The 17399-nt window shown below is 63.3% G+C and carries 17 protein-coding genes and 1 tRNA gene; 6 read left to right on the top strand and 12 right to left on the bottom strand.

The features are described 5' to 3' along the window. Positions 1-34 precede the first annotated feature (34 nt). Positions 35-610, top strand: coding sequence for an elongation factor P (locus tag GJ698_RS09090; RefSeq protein WP_154357292.1), 576 nt, complete (start codon positions 35-37; stop codon positions 608-610). A 151-nt stretch (positions 611-761) separates the two neighbouring features. After that, on the top strand, positions 762-2372 hold the full coding sequence (locus GJ698_RS09085) for an amidase (protein WP_154357291.1): 1611 nt from the start codon (positions 762-764) through the stop codon (positions 2370-2372). On the opposite strand, the gene GJ698_RS09080 is transcribed toward GJ698_RS09085, so the two are convergent. Continuing rightward, the gene (locus GJ698_RS09080; protein ID WP_154357290.1) at positions 2369-3070 is read right to left on the bottom strand and encodes a hypothetical protein; all 702 of its coding nucleotides are present in this window, start codon (positions 3068-3070) and stop codon (positions 2369-2371) included. The genes GJ698_RS09085 and GJ698_RS09080 overlap by 4 nt on opposite strands. Positions 3071-3131: 61 nt before the next feature. On the opposite strand from GJ698_RS09080, the gene GJ698_RS09075 reads away from it, so the two are divergent. Next, entirely contained in the window at positions 3132-4112 is a 981-nt protein-coding gene (locus GJ698_RS09075; RefSeq protein WP_154357289.1) for an alpha/beta fold hydrolase, read from the top strand. Here GJ698_RS09075 and msrA read toward each other — a convergent pair whose 3' ends face one another. The 3 genes from msrA to msrB are packed head-to-tail and all read right to left on the bottom strand — an operon-like array spanning position 4113 to position 7196. Beyond that, complete coding sequence (gene msrA, locus GJ698_RS09070) at positions 4113-4814, bottom strand: peptide-methionine (S)-S-oxide reductase MsrA (RefSeq protein WP_154357288.1); 702 nt, start codon at positions 4812-4814, stop codon at positions 4113-4115. A 15-nt stretch (positions 4815-4829) separates the two neighbouring features. After that, entirely contained in the window at positions 4830-6695 is a 1866-nt protein-coding gene (locus GJ698_RS09065; RefSeq protein ID WP_154357287.1) for a cytochrome c biogenesis protein DipZ, read from the bottom strand. A 15-nt stretch (positions 6696-6710) separates the two neighbouring features. Continuing rightward, on the bottom strand, positions 6711-7196 hold the full coding sequence (msrB, locus tag GJ698_RS09060) for a peptide-methionine (R)-S-oxide reductase MsrB (RefSeq protein WP_154357286.1): 486 nt from the start codon (positions 7194-7196) through the stop codon (positions 6711-6713). 124 nt (positions 7197-7320) lie between these two features. Here msrB and GJ698_RS09055 point away from each other — a divergent pair, with 124 nt between their 5' ends. After that, positions 7321-8037 (top strand): response regulator transcription factor, encoded by a 717-nt coding sequence (locus GJ698_RS09055; protein WP_154357285.1) that lies wholly within the window; start codon positions 7321-7323, stop codon positions 8035-8037. Next, positions 8034-9509, top strand: a complete 1476-nt coding sequence (locus GJ698_RS09050; protein WP_154357284.1) for a sensor histidine kinase — start codon at positions 8034-8036, stop codon at positions 9507-9509. The genes GJ698_RS09055 and GJ698_RS09050 overlap by 4 nt, the downstream gene beginning before the upstream one ends. On the opposite strand, the gene GJ698_RS09045 is transcribed toward GJ698_RS09050, so the two are convergent. Next, positions 9490-10299 carry an AraC family transcriptional regulator gene (locus GJ698_RS09045; protein WP_154357283.1) on the bottom strand — a complete coding sequence of 270 codons (810 nt, stop codon included), beginning with the start codon at positions 10297-10299 and terminating at the stop codon, positions 9490-9492. The two genes, GJ698_RS09050 and GJ698_RS09045, sit on opposite strands and share 20 nt — an antisense overlap. An 81-nt stretch (positions 10300-10380) precedes the next feature. On the opposite strand from GJ698_RS09045, the gene GJ698_RS09040 reads away from it, so the two are divergent. Then, a complete protein-coding gene (locus GJ698_RS09040) occupies positions 10381-11580 on the top strand; it encodes an MFS transporter (RefSeq protein ID WP_154357282.1) in 1200 nt (399 codons plus the stop codon). Positions 11581-11595: 15 nt separating this feature from the next. Here the strand turns inward: GJ698_RS09040 and dbpA are convergent, their stop codons facing one another. The 7 genes from dbpA to GJ698_RS09005 all read right to left on the bottom strand — a co-directional run bounded on the left by dbpA (position 11596) and on the right by GJ698_RS09005 (position 17380). Beyond that, positions 11596-13005, bottom strand: a complete 1410-nt coding sequence (dbpA, locus tag GJ698_RS09035) for an ATP-dependent RNA helicase DbpA (RefSeq protein WP_154357281.1) — start codon at positions 13003-13005, stop codon at positions 11596-11598. A gap of 107 nt (positions 13006-13112) precedes the next feature. After that, the gene (locus GJ698_RS09030) at positions 13113-13337 is read right to left on the bottom strand and encodes a hypothetical protein (RefSeq protein ID WP_154357280.1); all 225 of its coding nucleotides are present in this window, start codon (positions 13335-13337) and stop codon (positions 13113-13115) included. Positions 13338-13436: 99 nt separating this feature from the next. After that, the gene (locus GJ698_RS09025; protein ID WP_371865207.1) at positions 13437-15092 is read right to left on the bottom strand and encodes an acid phosphatase; all 1656 of its coding nucleotides are present in this window, start codon (positions 15090-15092) and stop codon (positions 13437-13439) included. 70 nt (positions 15093-15162) lie between these two features. Continuing rightward, positions 15163-16287, bottom strand: a complete 1125-nt coding sequence (locus tag GJ698_RS09020) for a sensor histidine kinase (protein WP_166454838.1) — start codon at positions 16285-16287, stop codon at positions 15163-15165. Positions 16288-16459: 172 nt separating this feature from the next. Further along, positions 16460-16882, bottom strand: coding sequence for a type II toxin-antitoxin system VapC family toxin (locus GJ698_RS09015; protein WP_154357277.1), 423 nt, complete (start codon positions 16880-16882; stop codon positions 16460-16462). Next, positions 16879-17151 (bottom strand): antitoxin, encoded by a 273-nt coding sequence (locus GJ698_RS09010; protein WP_154357276.1) that lies wholly within the window; start codon positions 17149-17151, stop codon positions 16879-16881. Before GJ698_RS09010 ends, GJ698_RS09015 begins: the two co-directional genes overlap by 4 nt. Positions 17152-17303: 152 nt before the next feature. Beyond that, positions 17304-17380, bottom strand: a tRNA-Met gene (locus tag GJ698_RS09005). Positions 17381-17399 lie beyond the last annotated feature (19 nt).

The following is a 17399-nucleotide window of genomic DNA, read 5'->3' as shown; positions in this document are numbered from 1 at the left end:
TCTTTACGCAACCACCTTATTAAGTAGAATCGCTATGAAACCTGCAAAAGAAATTCGTGTTGGCAATATCATCATGGTTGACAGTAAGCCATTCATCGTACTGCGCTCCGACGTCAACGGTTCGAGCCGCACGGGCTTCACCTACAAATGGAAGATGAAAAATCTTCTGACCAACAGCCCACTGGAAAACGTGTTCCGTGGCGACGACAAGTTCGACGTTGTGGTTCTGGACAAAAAGCCAGTGACCTACTCGTACTTCGCCGACCCACTGTACGTGTTCATGGACGCTGACTACGAACAGTACGAAATCGAAGAAGAAAACCTGGGCGACGCGCTGAACTACCTGAAAGACGGCATGGAATGCGAAGCCGTGTTCTACGATGGCAAGGCAATCTCGGTTGAACTGCCAACCACCATCCAGCGTCAGATCGTGTACTCGGAGCCAGCTGTCAAGGGCAATACTTCGGGCAACGTCCTGAAAGAAGCGCGCATCGAAAACGCCATCGAATCGAAACAATTCACCGTTCAAGTGCCACTGTTCGTGAGCCAGGACGACATCATCGAGATCGACACCCGCACCAACGAATACAAGAAAATCGTCCGTAACTAAGCGATTTGTCTTAAAAAAGCACGCCCGCGCAAGCCGGCGTGCTTTTTTTTTATCAATTTTTGTGGTGGAAGTAGCAACCTGCTGATATATTAATGCAACGCAATAAATGCGTTGCATTAGTGATCAAGGCAAAACCAACCACGAGGATGGCATGGATCGCAGGGATTTCGTAAAACTGGGCCTGGCGGCGGGCGCTGCCACGAGCGGCAACCGGGTGCTGGCGGCCACCGGCAATAGCGCGGCTAAACAACTCGGCACGGGTGGCATCCTCGACGCCGGCGTGTGGGAACAGCAGCAGATGATGGAAGCCGGCAAGCTGACGTCGCATGCGCTGACGTCGCAGTATCTGGCACGCATCAAGACCATCGACAAATCCGGCCCGCGCCTGAACGCCATCATCGAGATCAATCCCGAAGCGCTGAAGATCGCGCTGGACATGGACCGCGAGCGCAAACTCAAGCGCGTGCGCGGCCCGCTGCACGGCATCCCGGTTCTCCTTAAAGACAACATCGCCACCGCCGACCGCATGAGCACCACCGCCGGATCGCTGGCGCTGGCCGGCGTGCGCGCCGCGCGCGATGCACACGTGACGGCGCAGCTGCGCGCGGCCGGCGCGGTCATCATCGGCAAGACCAACTTGAGCGAATGGGCGAATATGCGTTCGACCCATTCGGTCAGCGGCTGGAGTGGGCGCGGCGGCCTGACCCTGAATCCGTATTCGCTGGACCGCAATTGCAGCGGTTCCAGCTCCGGTTCCGGCGCGGCGATCGCAGCCGGCCTGGCCACGCTGGCAGTGGGCACCGAGACCGATGGTTCCATCGTATCGCCGGCGTCGATCTGCGGCCTGGTGGGCATCAAGCCGACCTTGGGACTGGTGAGCCGCAGCGGCATCATCCCGATCGCGCATTCGCAGGACACCGCCGGCCCGATGGCGCGCAGCGTCGCCGACGCCGCGCTGATGCTGTCGGCGATGACCGGCATCGATCCGAAAGATCCCATCACGCAGGAAAGCGCCGGCAAGGTTGGCGACTACCGCGCGGCGCTGGACAAGGGCGGCTTGAAAGGCATGCGCATCGGCGTGGCCCGCAACTTCTTCGGCCAGCACGCGGAGCGCGATGCCGTTATCGAAAAAGCGCTGGTCGATTTGAAGGCGCAAGGCGCGGTGCTGGTCGATACCGAGGTGCCGAACGTCGGCAAGTACAGCGAGACCGAAACCGAAGTGCTGCTGTACGAATTCAAGGCCGACCTGGCCGCGTATCTGAAAGAGTATGCGCCGAACGCGCCGGTGTCCAACATGGCTGACGTCATCGCCTTCAACCAGCAGCACCGCCAGCAGGAACTGCCGTACTTCGGACAGGAATATCTGGAGCAGGCGCAGGCCAAGGGCGATCTGGATACGCCGGCCTACAAGGATGCGCTGGCCAACAACCGCCGCTACGCGCGCGCCGAGGGCATCGATCAGGTCATGAAAGAACACAAGCTCGATGCGCTGGTGGCGCCAACCGATGGCCCGGCGTGGCTGACGGACTTCATCAACGGCGACCATTTCACCGGCGGCTTCTCGTCGCCAGCGGCGGTGGCGGGCTATCCGCACATCACGGTGCCGGCAGGGTATGTGCACGGCCTGCCGGTGGGCTTGTCGTTCGTGGGCACGGCCTACAGCGAAGCGTCGCTGATCCGCATGGCGTATTCGTACGAACAGGCGACGCTGCACCGGCGCGCGCCGCTATTCCCGCCGAGCGTGTCGCTGGCGGTGCGCTAGTTCTTCAGCACGTGGCGGAAGGTGGGTTCGATGCCTATCGCATGCAGGTGGCGGACGATGTCTTCCAGCGTCGCGTCCTTCAGCAGCAGGCCGCCCGGAGTGGTGCTGGTGCTTGCGTTGGCGCGTGGTGCGGCTGGCGCCACGTCGTGCCGGCGCAGCAGCGTCGCCAGGGCATGCGCAAATTCTTCCTCGCTGATGCTGTGCAGGCCTTCCAGGAAAGCCGCCTGCGGCGACTCCGGCGGCGCCATCTCCAGACCCAGATCCTCGGCCAGCGCGCCACCCATGCTGGGGTTGATGAAGGCCGACCACAGGCCGGTCGCGCCGTTCAGGCCAGGCGGCAGGTCGATGCGGCTGCGGCCCAGATCAATCGCTTCGTCTTCAAAGTAAGCCTTGTGCAGCAGGGCCAGGAACTGCGTTGCCTGTGCCGCCGGCACGGGCGTCGCTAACGACAGCCACAATCGATAGGCGCTGCCGCCGTCGACGCTGACCGCTGGCGCCGGCAGGCCCAGTTCCGTCTGCAGGGCGTTCGCCACATCGCACAGGCGCACCCAGTGCTGCTCGTCGGCCGCCTTGTGGAAGTCGATGGCCAGCGCGCGCACCAAGCCGCCGTTGACCAGGTCTATCGATGGCGCAGCCGGATCGAAAGGCTGGTCGCCAAACAGGTAAAGCCTGCGCAGTTCAGAAGTTAGTTTTTGCATCAATCCATTGTACTATCACCTGGCCGCAGCCGTGGAGCTGCATCACCTGGGAGTTGGCTTGATGCGTAAAACTGTTCTTGCAGTATTGGCCTTGAGTGCTGGTTGGGCGATGGCGGACGATTTCGCCGTGCCGCATCGGATGATCGCTGTCGACGGTCACAAAATGAATCTGTACTGCAGCGGCAAAGGCCCGGTCACCGTGGTGTTTGATGCGCCGTCGGGCGATGCCGGCTGGTCGTGGTCCAAGGTGCAGCCCGACGTGGCCAGGCATGCGCGCTCCTGCGTGTACGACCGGCCGGGCATGGGCTTCAGCGAATTGTCCAAACGTCCGAACACTTCCGAGAACGTGGTCGAGGATCTGCACAAGCTGCTGGCGGCGGCCGGCGAGAAAGCGCCGTATGTCCTGGTCGGCAATTCGCTGGGCGGCGCCAATGTGCAGGTCTACGCTTATCGCTATCCGCAGGAAGTGAAAGGACTGGTGCTGGTGGAGGCGGAGCACGAGGACGAAACCGAGCGTGCGGACAAGGCCAGCGGCGGCAAGATCAGGGCGTTCTACAAGATGGTCGCGGATCAGAATAAAAACTGCCTTGCCGCCGCCCAGAAAGGATTCAAGCCGGGCAGCGACGAGCAGGCGATGTGCGTCGGCAGCGTGGACGATTTGGGAAAAATCTTTGGGCCGAAGCTGGGCGCGGCGATCGTGGCGTCGCGCGGGAAAGCCAGCTACTGGCGCGCCAACGTGGACGAATACGATGCGGTCGACACCAGCGATGCGCAGCTGCGCAAGTTGCGCCGTCCGTTCGGCGACTTGCCGATTGTGGTGCTGACGCGCGGCGTCAGCCCGTACCGCATTCCGGACCAGCCGCAAAGCGCCACCAACAAGGCGATTGAAGACGCCAACTTCGCGGTGCAGAAGGAATACCTCAAGCTCACCACGCGTGGTACGCAGCGCGTGGTGGAAGGCGCCGGCCACGTGATTCAGGCGGAGAAACCGCAGGCCGTGACCGACGCCGTGCTGGAAGTGCTCAAGCAGGTCAAACGCTGATTACATCGCCTTGCGCACCAGGACCGCATCGGCGCGGTACTGGTCCGGCAGGATGCGCTTGAGGTTCGCCACCTTCGGCAGGTCGTTGAAGACGATGTAGGGATCGGAAGGATGCAGCGTCAGGTAGTTCTGGTGGTAGGACTCCGCGGCGTAGAACTTCTTGTCCGTTTCGATCTTCGTCACCAGCGGCTTCTTGAAGGCATGCGAGGCGTCCAGCTGGGCGATGTACTTCTCGGCCACCGCACGCTGCGCCGGCGTTTGCGGGAAGATGGCGGAGCGGTACTGCGTGCCGCTATCCGGCCCCTGGCGGTTCAGCGTGGTCGGATCATGCGCGACGGAGAAGAACACCTGTAGCAGCTTGCCGTAGCTGACCTGCGTTGGATCGTAGGTGATCTTCACCGATTCCGCGTGGCCGGTGTCGCCGGTTTCAATCATCTCGTAGCTGGCGGTGCGCGCCTCGCCGCCGGTGTAGCCAGAGACGGCGTTGCTGACGCCTTTCACGTGCTGGAACACGCCTTGTACGCCCCAGAAGCAGCCGCCGGCAAAGATAGCGGTGGCCGTGTGTTCGCTGCTTGCCGGTTCATCGACCGCTGGCGGCGCGATGACCACGGCGGCTTCCGCCGCCGAAGCGGCGTGCTGCTGGAAGGCGACGGCAACCAGGAGGGCGAGCGGTGCGCCAAGTTTGAGTGCGATGTTTTTCATGTCTGATTCTCCTGCTTAACCGAAGGTGAAGGCGTAGGCTTGTACGCCGGGATCGAGAAACTCAATGCTGAAGGTGTGGTCGCGGACCTCGCTGTTGTCGCCGGCCTGGCGCACCAGCTGGTACAGGCGCTGGCTGTCGATCTTGCCGCTGCCGTCCGCCGCCGTGTCGGCGCCGTGGTTCTTTCCTGGGGCGGCGCCATCGATGGTCACGCGGTAGCGCACCGGCCTGCCGTCCTTGCCCGGTCCCAGCACCAGGTGCACGTCACGCGCATGGAAGCGGTAGACGATGCTGCCGCTGCCCTGGTTGAGCGTGATCTGTTCCGCCTGCGACAGCCAGTTGCCGGCCAGTCCCCACTGGTTCAGGGCCGGCCTGGCGGGCGCCGTGTATTGACGGGCGGCGTTGGCGGCCTGCTTCTCCGGTGAGGCGAAGTTTTCGGCGCGCTCGTAGCCCAGATAAGTCTCCGGCGAGCCGACCTGGCCCATGTCCGACTGCTGCTGCACGCCGTGCGCATCTTCTGCGCTGACCACGGTGTTGGTCACGTCCTTGCGGCCTGCTTCTTCCAGCAACTGCTGGATCACCTGTTCCGACTTGGCATATTCGCCTTCGCCGAAGTGGTGGAAGCGGATATTGCCCTTTGCGTCGATGAAGTAGTGCGCCGGCCAGTATTGGTTGTTGAAGGCGCGCCAGATCGCGTAGTTGTTATCGATCGCCACCGGGAAGGTGATGCCCTGGTCTTTCACCGCCTTGCGCACGTTGTTGACGTTGCGCTCGAAGGCGAATTCCGGTGCGTGCACGCCGATTACCACCAGGCCCTGGTCGCGGTACTTGTCGGCCCAGGCCTTGGTGTAGGGCAGGCTGCGCAGGCAGTTGATGCAGGAGTAGGTCCAGAAGTCGACCAGCACCACTTTGCCTTTCAGCTGCGCGGCGGTGAGCGGTGCGGTGTTCATCCATTCGATCGCGCCGTCGAGCTGCGGCAGCTTGCCTTCGACCGGCAGCTCGTCTGTGCCGTGCGCCACGGCGCGCATCGCCATCATGGCCGGACCGGCGGCATTGCGCGACATCATGGCGCCGCCTGGCGCGACATCGTCGCCGGTGGCCACTGCGGAGCGCATCATCGCGCCACCGGCGGCCGGTGCGGCATCGCCGTTCGGATTGCCGCGCGGCGCCAGCTTGTCGATCAGCGTTTGTTCGACACTGGCCGTGGCCACGCTCGACACCTGCGTCAGCAGGCCGGTATCGACGCCGGTGACGATCGCCGCCACGCCGGCCAGCATCGCCACGCCCAGGCCACGGCGTATCCATTCGCCGGCGCCCAGCGAGCGCTTCATCGCGCTGAAGACTTTGCCGCCGACCAGCAGCGCCAGTCCCAGCGAGGTCGCCGCGCCGGCCGCATACGCCAGCAGCAGGAAGGTGGTGCCGACGCTGGCGCCATTCAGCGCCGCACCGGTCAGCACAAGGCCCAGCACCGGGCCGGCGCACGGCGCCCACAGCAAACCGGTTGCCACGCCAAGCAGGAAGGACGAACTGACGCCCGAACGCTCGCCGCTGGCGGCCTTGTTGGACAAGCGGTCGCCCAGCGCCACCAGCGGCTTGGTCAGGCGATCGGCCAGATGCGGCAGCATCAGGGTCACGCCGAAGAAGGCCATCAGCACCAGCGCGATCCAGCGGCCGTACTGGTTGGCTTGCACCACCCAGCCGCCGCCGACCGCGGCCAGCGTGGCCACCAGCGCGAAGGTCAGCGCCATGCCGGCCAGCAGCGGCAGTCCGCTGCGCGCGAACGGCTGGCCGGTGCGGGCAAACACGAACGGCAGCACCGGCAGGATGCAAGGGCTGACGATGGTCAGCGCGCCGCCGAGATAAGAGAGCAGTATCAGTAGCATGATGGCATCCTCCCCTTAAGCTTCGCCGGCGACGAAGTTCAGCGCCACGCCATCGATGCAGTAGCGCAGGCCGGTCGGTTCCGGGCCGTCGTCGAACACGTCGCCGAGATGGCTGCCGCAGCGGCGGCACACCACTTCCACGCCATACATGCCGAGCGCGGTGGTGCGGCTGGTGTTGACGCCACGGTCCAGCGGTTTCCAGAAGCTCGGCCAGCCGGTGCCGCTGTCGAACTTGTTCTTCGACGAGAACAGCGGATTCTGGCAACCGGCGCAGAGGAACTTGCCGGCGCGGTGTTCCTTGTACAGCGGGCTGCTGAAGGGCCGCTCGGTGCCGTGCTTGCGCAGCACCTCGTACTGGGCCGGCGAGAGCAGGGCGCGCCATTCGGCGTCGGTATGCGTGACTTCCCACGCTGCGGCCGGTGCGGCCACGGTGCTGCGCCAGGCGATACCGGCCAGCAGGGCGGCGCCGCCGGTCAGGATGAAGGAACGTCTCGTTGTCATGATTTTCTCCCGTGGATGGAATATCGATGGAGCCATTCTGCGCCCGCAGTGGTGACAAAATCCTCACGTAAACTTAAACTAATTGTGATACTTTTCAGGCCCGGAATCCTGCACAATGGCGTCCATGGAACCCGCAAAACGTGTATTAATCGTCGAAGACGACTTTCATATCGCAGATCTGCTGCGCATGCACCTCCAGGATGAGGGGTATCAGGTCACCCACTGTGCCGACGGCACCCAGGGCCTGGCCCAGGTGCGCGCCGGCGGCTGGGACGCGCTGATCCTCGACATCATGCTGCCCGGCGTGGATGGGCTGGAAATCTGCCGCCAGGCGCGTGCGATGACCACTTATACGCCGATCATCATCACCAGTGCGCGCTCCAGCGAGGTGCACCGCATCCTCGGTCTTGAGCTGGGCGCGGACGATTACCTGCCGAAACCGTTCTCGGTGCTGGAACTGGTGGCGCGCGTGAAGGCGTTGCTGCGTCGTGCGGACGCCATGTCGCGCAGCCAGCGCAACGCCGGCGGCGCGCTGGAACTGAACGGCGTGCGCGTCGATCCGCTGACGCGCCAGGCCACCGTCCACGGCAACGCACTGGACCTGACGCCGCGCGAATTCGACCTGCTGTACTTCTTCATCAAGCATCCTGAAAAAGTGTTCTCGCGGCTGGACCTGCTGAACCAGGTGTGGGGCTACCAGCACGACGGCTACGAACACACGGTCAACACCCACATCAACCGCCTGCGCGCCAAGATCGAAACCGATCCGGCCGATCCGGTGCGCATCCTCACCGTGTGGGGCAAGGGCTATCGATACGCCAGCGCCAGCGGGGCCGCATGAACCTGACGTTATCGCAGCGCCTGTCGCTGGTATTTTCGATTCTGCTGCTGGCCTGCTGCGGCGCCTCCGCATGGCTGCAGATCCGCGCCAACATCATGCACGAGAAGGAAGTGGTGCAGGGCCTGTCGCGCGGGCTGGCGCGCAGCATCGCGCTGGACGCGCAGCTGATGCACGCGGAGGACGACACCACCGCCACCCAAGGCATCAGTCCCGAGGCGGTGCGCCGCCTGTTCAGCCGCCTGATGGACGTGAATCCCAGCGTGGAGGTTTACCTGCTCGACATGGACGGTCGCGTGGTCGGCCACGCCGCGCCGCAAGGCAGCTTGAAGCGCGACCACGTCAACCTGGACCCGATCCGCCGTCTGCTGGCCAACGAACCGCTGCCGATCCAGGGCGACGATCCACGCAGCGAAACAGGCCGCAAGGTGTTCAGCGTGGCCGTGCTGCGCGCGGGCGAACGCAAGGTCGGCTACATCTACGTCATCCTGCAAAGCGAAGAGCATGACCGCCTGGCCGCGCGCGCCTCGGCCAGCTCGGTGCTGCGCACCACCTTGTGGTCGATGGTGGTGGTGGCCGGACTGGTGCTGATCGCCGGCCTGATCGCCTTCCGCCTCATCACGCGTCCGCTGCGCCGCCTGACCACCACCATGCAGCAGATCGACACCAAGGCCGATCAACTGGCGCTGCCGGCGCCCAGCGCGGCCGGCCAGCGCGACGAAATCGCGATCCTGGAGCATGCCTTCGGCGACATGGCCTCGCGCATCAACGACCAATGGAAAACCATGCGCCAGCTGGACCACGACCGGCGCGAAGTGGTGGCGAATATCTCGCACGACCTGCGCACGCCGCTCGGCTCCCTGCACGGCTACCTGGAAACGCTGTCGCTGAAGGACGAGACGCTGGATGCGGCCGAACGCCAGCGCTATCTCGGCATCGCGCTGGCGCAAAGCCAGAAGGTGGGGCGGCTGGCGCAGGCCCTGTTCGAACTGGCGCGGCTGGAACACGGCTCGGTGCAGCCGGAGCTGGAAGCCTTCTCGCTGTCCGACCTGATACAGGACGTGTTCCAGAAATTCGAACTGCAGGCGGCCGAACGCCAGGTGCGTCTGATGGCGACGCTGCCGCATCCGGCGCCGATGGTGCGCGCGGACCTAGGCATGATCGAGCGCGTGCTGACCAATCTGTTCGATAACGCCATCCGTCACACGCCGCTCGGCGGCGAAGTGGAAATCACCGTCGCATCCAACGAAGGCGGCAAGGTGGCGGTGACGGTTGCCGACACCGGTCCCGGCGTGCCCGCCGCCATGCGCGAGAACCTGTTCCACCGCCCGGTGGCCCTGCAGGGCGAATACCGCGTCGGCGGACTGGGACTGCTGACGGTCAACCGCATCCTGCAACTCCATCACAGCAAGATCGAACTGGCGAGCGAGCCGGATCAGGGTGCGGTGTTCCGCTTTACGCTGGATGCAGCGTAAGCGGCTGGCGCCACTCGGTCAGGTAGTGCTGCGGCGTTTTGCCGAGGATGCGGCGGAACATGGCGCTGAACGCGCTCGGGCTGGCGTAGCCCAGCGCCGCCGCGATCTCGCCCACGCTGCGGCCGTGCGCCAGCCGGTTGAAGGCTTCGGCCAGATGCACCTGCTGCACCCACTGGCGGTAGTGCAGGCCGGTCTCCTTGGGGAATAGCCGGATCAGCGTGCGCGCGCTGGCGCCGACGTCGTCCGCCCATTGTTCGATATTGCGGCTGCTGCCCGGATCGGCCAGGATCGCCGAGCACACGGCCACCAGGCGCCGGTCGTGCGGCCACGGAATCGCAATCGGTATCGTCTCCGCCGCCTTCAATTCGGACAGGATCAGCATCGCCAGATGCTCGCCGCGTCCCGGTATCGCGTACTCGATCGGCTCGTTCAGCAGCGCCAGTATCAGCTCGCGCAGCAGCGAACTGACCTCGATCACGCGGCAGCTGTCGCCAAAGGCCGCCGCCACGCCAGGTTCGATGTAGATGGTGCGCATGGTGACCTTGCTGAGCGCCGTCCAGTGGTGCACCACGCCGGGCGGTATCCACAGCGCGCGGCGCGGCGGCAGTATCCATAGCCCGGTTTCGGTATGCACCCGCATCACGCCCTGCGTGGCGTACAGCAGTTGCGCGCGTTCGTGGCTGTGTGGCGTGCCGGAGACGCCGTGCTCCTCGTCGCGCGCCATGGCGGTGACGGTGCGGGGAACGCGCTGGTAATCGCGGTGGTCGCTGCTGCGTGGGATGGTAGGCATTGTCACTTATTCGACGAAAGTTGGAATATCAAACTTTGCCGACCATATTACACTGCTTTATCCTCAAACAAGGTCTCTATTATGAATACCGCTACCGCCACCATCAGCCGGCCACACGGCGAAACCGTCATGCAGATCCTCGGCGCCGTCGCGCTGGTGCACCTGCTGAACGACCTGACCCAGGCCATGCTGCCGTCGATTTACCCGATGCTGAAGGCCGAATTTGGCCTGAGCTTCACCCAGGTCGGCCTGATCACCCTGACCTTCCAGTGCACCGCGTCGCTGCTGCAGCCCTGGATCGGCCTGTACACCGACAATCGCCCGATGCCGTTCCTGCTGCCGATGGGGATGGTGTCCACGCTGATCGGCGTGCTGATGATGTCCTTCGCCTCGACCTTCCCGGCGCTGCTGGTGTCGGCCGCGCTGATCGGCGTCGGTTCCTCGACCTTCCACCCTGAAGCCTCGCGCGTGGCGCGTGCCGCATCGGGCGGACGCTTCGGCTTTGCGCAGTCGCTGTTCCAGGTGGGCGGCAATGCCGGTTCGGCGCTTGGCCCGGTGCTGGCGGCGGCCGTCATCATCGGCCGTGGCCAGGGCAATATCGCCTGGTTCGCGCTGCTGGTGCTGGCCGCGATCGTGGTGCTGGTGTACGTGAGCCGCTGGCACAGCCACCATCTGGCGCAGCCGAAGAAGGCGGCCGCCGCGCCGGTGTCGCCGCTGCCTAAGGCGCAGGTGTACGGCGCCATGACGGTGCTGGCGCTGCTGGTCTTCTCCAAGTACATCTACATGTCCAGCCTGACCAGCTACTACACCTTCTACCTGATCGATAAATTCGGCGTGTCGGTGGCGAATGCGCAGATGTATCTGTTCCTGTTCCTGGCGGCTGTCGCTGCCGGCACCTTCATGGGCGGCCCGATCGGCGACCGCATCGGCCGCAAGCGCGTGATCTGGATTTCGATCCTGGGTGCGGCGCCGTTCACGCTGGCGCTGCCTTACGTCGGCCTGTTCTGGACCGCGGTGCTGACGGTGATTATCGGCTTCGTGATCTCGTCGGCGTTTTCGGCCATCGTGGTGTTTGCGCAGGAACTCATGCCGGGCAAGGTCGGCATGGTGGCGGGGATCTTCTTTGGTCTGATGTTCGGCGTGAGCGGCATTGGCGCCGCCGCCATGGGCCACATTGCAGACGTCAGCGGCATCGCCTACGTCTACAAGCTGTGTTCCTATTTGCCGCTGCTGGGCATTCTGACTGTGCTGCTGCCGCACATCGAGCAGCAGAAGCACTAAGCGGCACTGATTGAATCAGGCGTCGATGAAGCGCATCTTGAAGTTGCGGCCTTTGATGGCGCCGAAATCGCCGCCCAGCGGATTGCCTTTGTTCAGGCGCGCAAAGGCGTCGTAGGCGACGCGGCGGTCGATGGCGACGTAGGTCTGGAACTCGGTGACGTTGATCTTGCCGACTTGTTCCTTGCTCAGGCCAGCGTCGCCGGTCAGCGCGCCCAGCACGTCGCCCGGACGCAGCTTGTCCTTCTTGCCGCCCGAGATCACCAGCGTCATCATCGGCGCCGGATCGACACCGTACTCATTGTCGTCCAGGCTGGCCAGGTCGAACCATTCGACCGGCTGGCCCTGATATTCCTCGATCAGCTTGACCCACTTCTTCTCGTTCGGCGCGCACAGCGACAGAGCCAGGCCTTGTTCGTTGCCACGGCCGGTACGGCCCACGCGGTGGATGTGCACCTCGGTGTCCTTGGAGACGTCGACGTTGATCACCGCTTCCAGGTTCGGAATGTCCAGGCCGCGCGCGGCGACGTCGGTGGCCACTAGTACGGAGCAGCTGCGGTTGGCGAACAGGATCAGGATCTCGTCGCGTTCACGCTGTTCCAGCTCGCCGTACAGCGCCAGTGCGGAGAAGCATTTCGCCTGCAGCGATTCCACCAGCTCACGGCATTGCACCTTGGTGTTGCAGAAGGCGATGGCCGATACCGGCTTGTAGTGGCCCAGCAGGCGCGCCACGGCGTCGTTGCGCTGGTCGAAGCCGATCTCGAAGAACAGCTGTTCGATCTTGCTGTTGTCGTGCTGCGCTTCCACCGTCACTTCGACCGGATCGGCCAGGAAGTCGTCGGTGGCGCGGCGGATGTCGTCCGGGTAGGTGGCCGAGAACAGCAAGGTCTGGCGGCGTTTCGGGCAGGCGCTGACGATGCCGGCGATTTCATCGTAGAAGCCCATGTCGGTCATGCGGTCCGCTTCGTCCAGCACCAGCGTGCTGACTTTCGACAGGTCCAGCGTTTCGCGGCCCAGGTGGTCGCGCACCCGGCCCGGCGTGCCGACGATGATGTGGGCACCGTGTTCCAGCGAGGCGATTTGCGGGCGCATCGGCGAACCGCCGGTCAGCACCAGCACCTTGACGTTGCCGGTCGAACGGGCCAGGCGGCGCAGTTCACCGGCCACCTGGTCGGCCAGTTCGCGCGTCGGGCACAGCACCAGCGCCTGCACCGCGAACCAGGCCGGATTCAGCTTGGCCAGGATGCCGATGCCGAAGGCGGCGGTCTTGCCGCTGCCAGTCTTGGCCTGGGCGATCAGGTCGCGGCCTTCCAGCACCGACGGCAGGCTTTGCGCCTGGATGGTCGTCATTTCCTTGTAGCCGAGCGAGTCGAGGTTGTCCAGGAAGGCGGGGCTCAGCGGCAGGCTGGCAAAGGAGGTGGAAGTCATGGTGGCGGACCCTGTTCAAAAAGGATGTGGGCACAGTCTAACAGGCTAACCGTAGCCTGGCCCACTGTGCGTAAGGTGTTTGTGAGGCTTGCAGCAGCCGTACCGTATCAGTCGCGCTTCCATACCGGCAAACCGGTAAGGTCGAGATTCTCGTCGCGGACCCAGACCGGCAGGCCGGTCGTATCGGTCGGTTCCAGCAGTTCCAGCTGTTCCTGCTTGAGCGAGGCACGCTTGCCGCGCGGCGGCGGTGGACGTTTGGCTTCCGGTTCGAGCGGCGCGGCAGGGGCAAAGCCCGGCAGGTCGAACGTAGCGTTATCTTTTTTATCTCTCATCGGGGAAAAAACAAAAGCCCGGCTGTAGTAGTCGGGCTCCGGTAGCTTACTGGATTAATTGCGCGCAGTGTAACACAAACTGTTGCTGCAAAGCGCAACTCAGCGGAAGCTCAGCGCCCCCGTCAGATCGCCCGGCGGCGTGGCGTGGCGCGCGGCGAAGGCTTCGTTGCGGGTCTTCAGGCCTTCCAGCAGCGGCAGGTCGTGCAGGCGGGTGATGAAGCGCATGATCGAGGTGGTGTCGTAGAAGCTGTGATCGACGTGGCCTTTTTTCGCGAACGGCGAAATGACGATGGCCGGGATGCGCGAGCCCGGGCCCCAGCGGTCGCCCTTCGGCGGCGCCACGTGGTCCCACCAGCCGCCGTTTTCGTCGAAGGTGATCACCACCAGCATGTTCTTGAACTGCGGCGACTTCTTCAGGTGCTCGATGACGTTGGTGATGTGGGCGTCGCCGGCCTCGATGTCCGAGTAGCCGGCGTGCAGGTTCAGATTCCCCTGCGGCTTGTAGAAGGTTACGGCCGGCAGCTTGCCGGCCACCGCGTCGGCGATGAATTTATTGGAGATCGGGCTGTCGCCCAGGCCGCCATCGCGCAGATGTTCGGTGCGGGCGGCGGTGCCCGGCGCGAACTGCTTGAAGTAGTTGAACGGCTGGTGGTGGTACTGGAAGTTCGGCTTCTCGCCGCCACCGCGCGCATCCAGCGCCGCCTGCCACGCGCCGCCGTACCAGGCCCAGCTCACATTCTTCCGCGACAGCAGGTCGCCGATGGTGTCGTAGGTTTGCGGCGGCAGGGTGCCGGCGTCCTTCGGATCGGCATGCAGCGGATCGCCGTCGTAGGCCGGACGGATATAGCTAGGCTGGTAGGGCGGGGCCATGGTGTTAACCGCGTAGCCGTCCGGCGTGATGGCGCCGTTGTTGACGAAGTGCGGATGGCCGTCCAGCGCCGAAGCAGGGGAGTCCGGCGCGGTGGACAGGCGCATGCCGGTCGGGCCGTCGTCCAGCACCGCGATCTTCTTCCTGGCCGCGGTGTCCTTGGCGTTGAAGTACTCCGGCACGCGGCCGGTGATCAGGAACTGGTGGTTCAGGTAGGAGCCGCCGAAGGCCGCCATGAAGAAGTTATCGCACAGCGTGTACTGTTCGGCGATCTTCCACAGGCCCAGGTTCTTGCTGGTTTCGCCGTAGTAGCCCATCACCATGCCGCCGGTGTTGCCCCACGCGGCAAAGCCGTCGTTCTTGCCGCCGTTGATCTGCATCTGGTTCTGGTAGAACAAATGCCACAAGTCGCGCGTGATTACGCCTTCCGGCAGCGGCTTGCCTTCGGTGTCCACCAGCTTGAATGGGCCGTTCGGCAGGTTCTTGATGTCGTCTTCCTTGATCGCGTATTTTTTTCCGCCGATGTCCTGCGTGTTCGGCACCATGCCGCCCCAGATCTTCGGCAGCACCGGCAGCACCGAGCCGTCGCGGTCGCGCTGCTGGCAGGCGGCGGCCGGCGCGGCCGACAGCGGACTGGCGGTGCCGGGGAAGTTGGCGAACAGGTTGTTGAAGCTGCGGTTCTCCAGGTAGATCACCACCACGTTCTTGATGCTGGCCTTGATCTTGTCGTCGAGCGAGCCTTTGGCGGCAGTCTTGGCCGGCGCGGCTTCGGTCAGCGCCGGCAGGGAGGTTGCCAGACCGGCGGCGCCGGCCGCCTGGAAGATGCGGCGGCGCGAAGGGCTGACTGGTGCATCCTGCTGTTCTGCTGCGATTGTTTGATCCTTCACGCGCGACTCCCCGGCTAAGCTAAAACGATAATTGTGACAGCTTTGTGACCAATTGGGTATGCAACAGGTTTCAGTCCGTTTCGACAAACGGCCGGCAATCGACCGGGATATCGATCAGGAAGGTGGTGCCGCCGGCTGGCGAGCTGTCCACCGCGACGCTGCCGCCGTGGCTCTCGGCCACGCTCTTCACGAACGGCAGGCCCATGCCCCAGCCGCGCTTGTCCTTGGCGCCGCCTTCGCGCCACAGGTATTCGAAGATCTGTCCGTGATGTTCAGGCGCGATCGGATTGCCGCTGTTGTGCACCGACAGCAGCATGCGGCCGTGCGCTTCGTCGATCTTGATCTGCACGCCGTTGCCGTCGCCGTACTTGATGCCGTTGACGACCAGGTTTTCCAGCGCGCGGCGCAGCGAGTCTTCGCACCAGTAGCCGACCACCGAGGCGCCAACCACCGCGCATTGCGCATCGTCGCTGACGCTGGTGTCGCGGCACACGGTATTGGCCAGATCCAGCACGTCGAATTCGCTGAGATTCAGCGGCAGCTTTTCGCCGCGGTTGAAGCTCAACGCATCCAGCAGTTCCTCGATCATGGTGGCCAGTCGCTTGCCGTTGTCCAGTATTCTGCTGGCGATGAGCGGCGTGCGGTCCGGATTGGCGCCGAGCGACAGCACGTGCGCGGCACTGACGATCACCGACAGCGGATTGCGCATGTCATGCGACAGCGAGGCCGCCATCTTGTGGCGGAACGAGTCATGCATCGACGTGAACTTGCGGATCGACTCGCGCACCGCGGTGTCGATCGAGCTGTTGACGATGCCCCATTCGTCGCGCGTCAGGGTCACCCCTTGTTCATCGGCGACCTGCGAGAACGCGTCGCGGAACAACTGGTATTCGTGGACGATCTGTTCCGGCTCGTAGGACGTCATGCGGGCGCGCTCGTTGCCGTGGGCGGCGGCGATGTCGTTGTTGCTGGTCGCGTTGCTGCGCGGATGATTCGGCGTGAGCGCTTCCGCAATATTGTCGTAAAAGACAGGCAGGGTATTCAGCAGCGTGGGATGCAGGATGTGGCGTGCATCCTTGATCAGGCGGCGCACCTGGCTTTCCCATTCCGCAAAGACGGCATCGCGCATCGCGAGGACTTGCTTGGAGGTGGCCGACAAGCCGTTTGCGTTCATTTTTTGATCAGATGCCAGCATGCGCTGCCTTCCTCGAAATGGTGTGCGGAGAGTTGGACTGCAAAGACACGACAGCGGGCGAGGATGGGGACCGCAGCGGCTCATGATACGCCAAACCCCGGTATCGCGCACCTCCCAGAGCCGTTGATCTCATCATGCGTAGCCTGGATGTTTGAATATGCATTGCGCAAAATTAGCGCGACAAATCGAGGCTATCTTTTTTCCAGTTCTCTACCTTGAGGTTTTTAACGCGATTGAATTCTTGTGTGTTGTCCGTCACTAGCGTCAGTTGGCGTGCACGGGCATGTGCGGCAATGAGCAGATCGTTCGCGCCAATGATTTTTCCAGACGCTTCCAGCACGGCACGAATGTCGCCATATTCAACGTCTGCTGGCGTATCCAGCGATAGAACTGGAATCAGTTTGAGGAAAGCGGCCACCCTGGCCGTCAGTTTGGGCGATTTTTTCTTTTCGCAGCCGTAGCGCAACTCGGCTGCGACGATGATGCTGGTGAAGATCTCTTTAGGATCGATCTCTGCAAGACGGAGTGCAGCAGGTCCGCCTGGGCTTTGGATGACGTCACTGATGATATTCGTATCCAATAGATATCCGCTCAAAATATATCCTCCGATTGAGCGGGAAGGTCCTCAATGATTGGGAACGCATCGTCGGGCCCGAGTGGCGCCTCTTTCCTCCACTCGGCGAGCAATTCAGCGATGTTGCTTGGCCCGGTCACTGGCTCAATGATGAGTTTGTTGCCCTCTTGGTGGATCAGTACACGATCGCCTGGCAATTCAAACTCGACAGGAATCCGCACCGCCTGGCTGCGGTTGTTGCGAAAGAGCTTGGCTTCTTTGGGCTTGGACGGCTTCGATAAGATAGACATAGCGTCGCTCCTTTCGGTGTATATGCCATAATGTATATGCAAAAAATAAGCTTTGTCAACTCTCTGGCAGAGATTGGCTGCGCATGCCGTGAGCACGCGTCGGAAAACAAAAAAGCCGTTGATTCCTGAATAGAATCAACGGCTTGCGTATTTGGTTGCGGGGACAGGATTTGAACCTGTGACCTTCGGGTTATGAGCCCGACGAGCTGCCAGACTGCTCCACCCCGCGTCTGAGGCCATAATTATAT

It is taken from the genome of Duganella aquatilis (genome assembly GCF_009674565.1).
GTDB classification, from domain to species: domain Bacteria; phylum Pseudomonadota; class Gammaproteobacteria; order Burkholderiales; family Burkholderiaceae_D; genus Rugamonas; species Rugamonas aquatilis.
The sequence above is the reverse complement of the archived record's forward strand: the minus strand, read 5'-3'. Positions and strand labels throughout refer to the sequence as shown.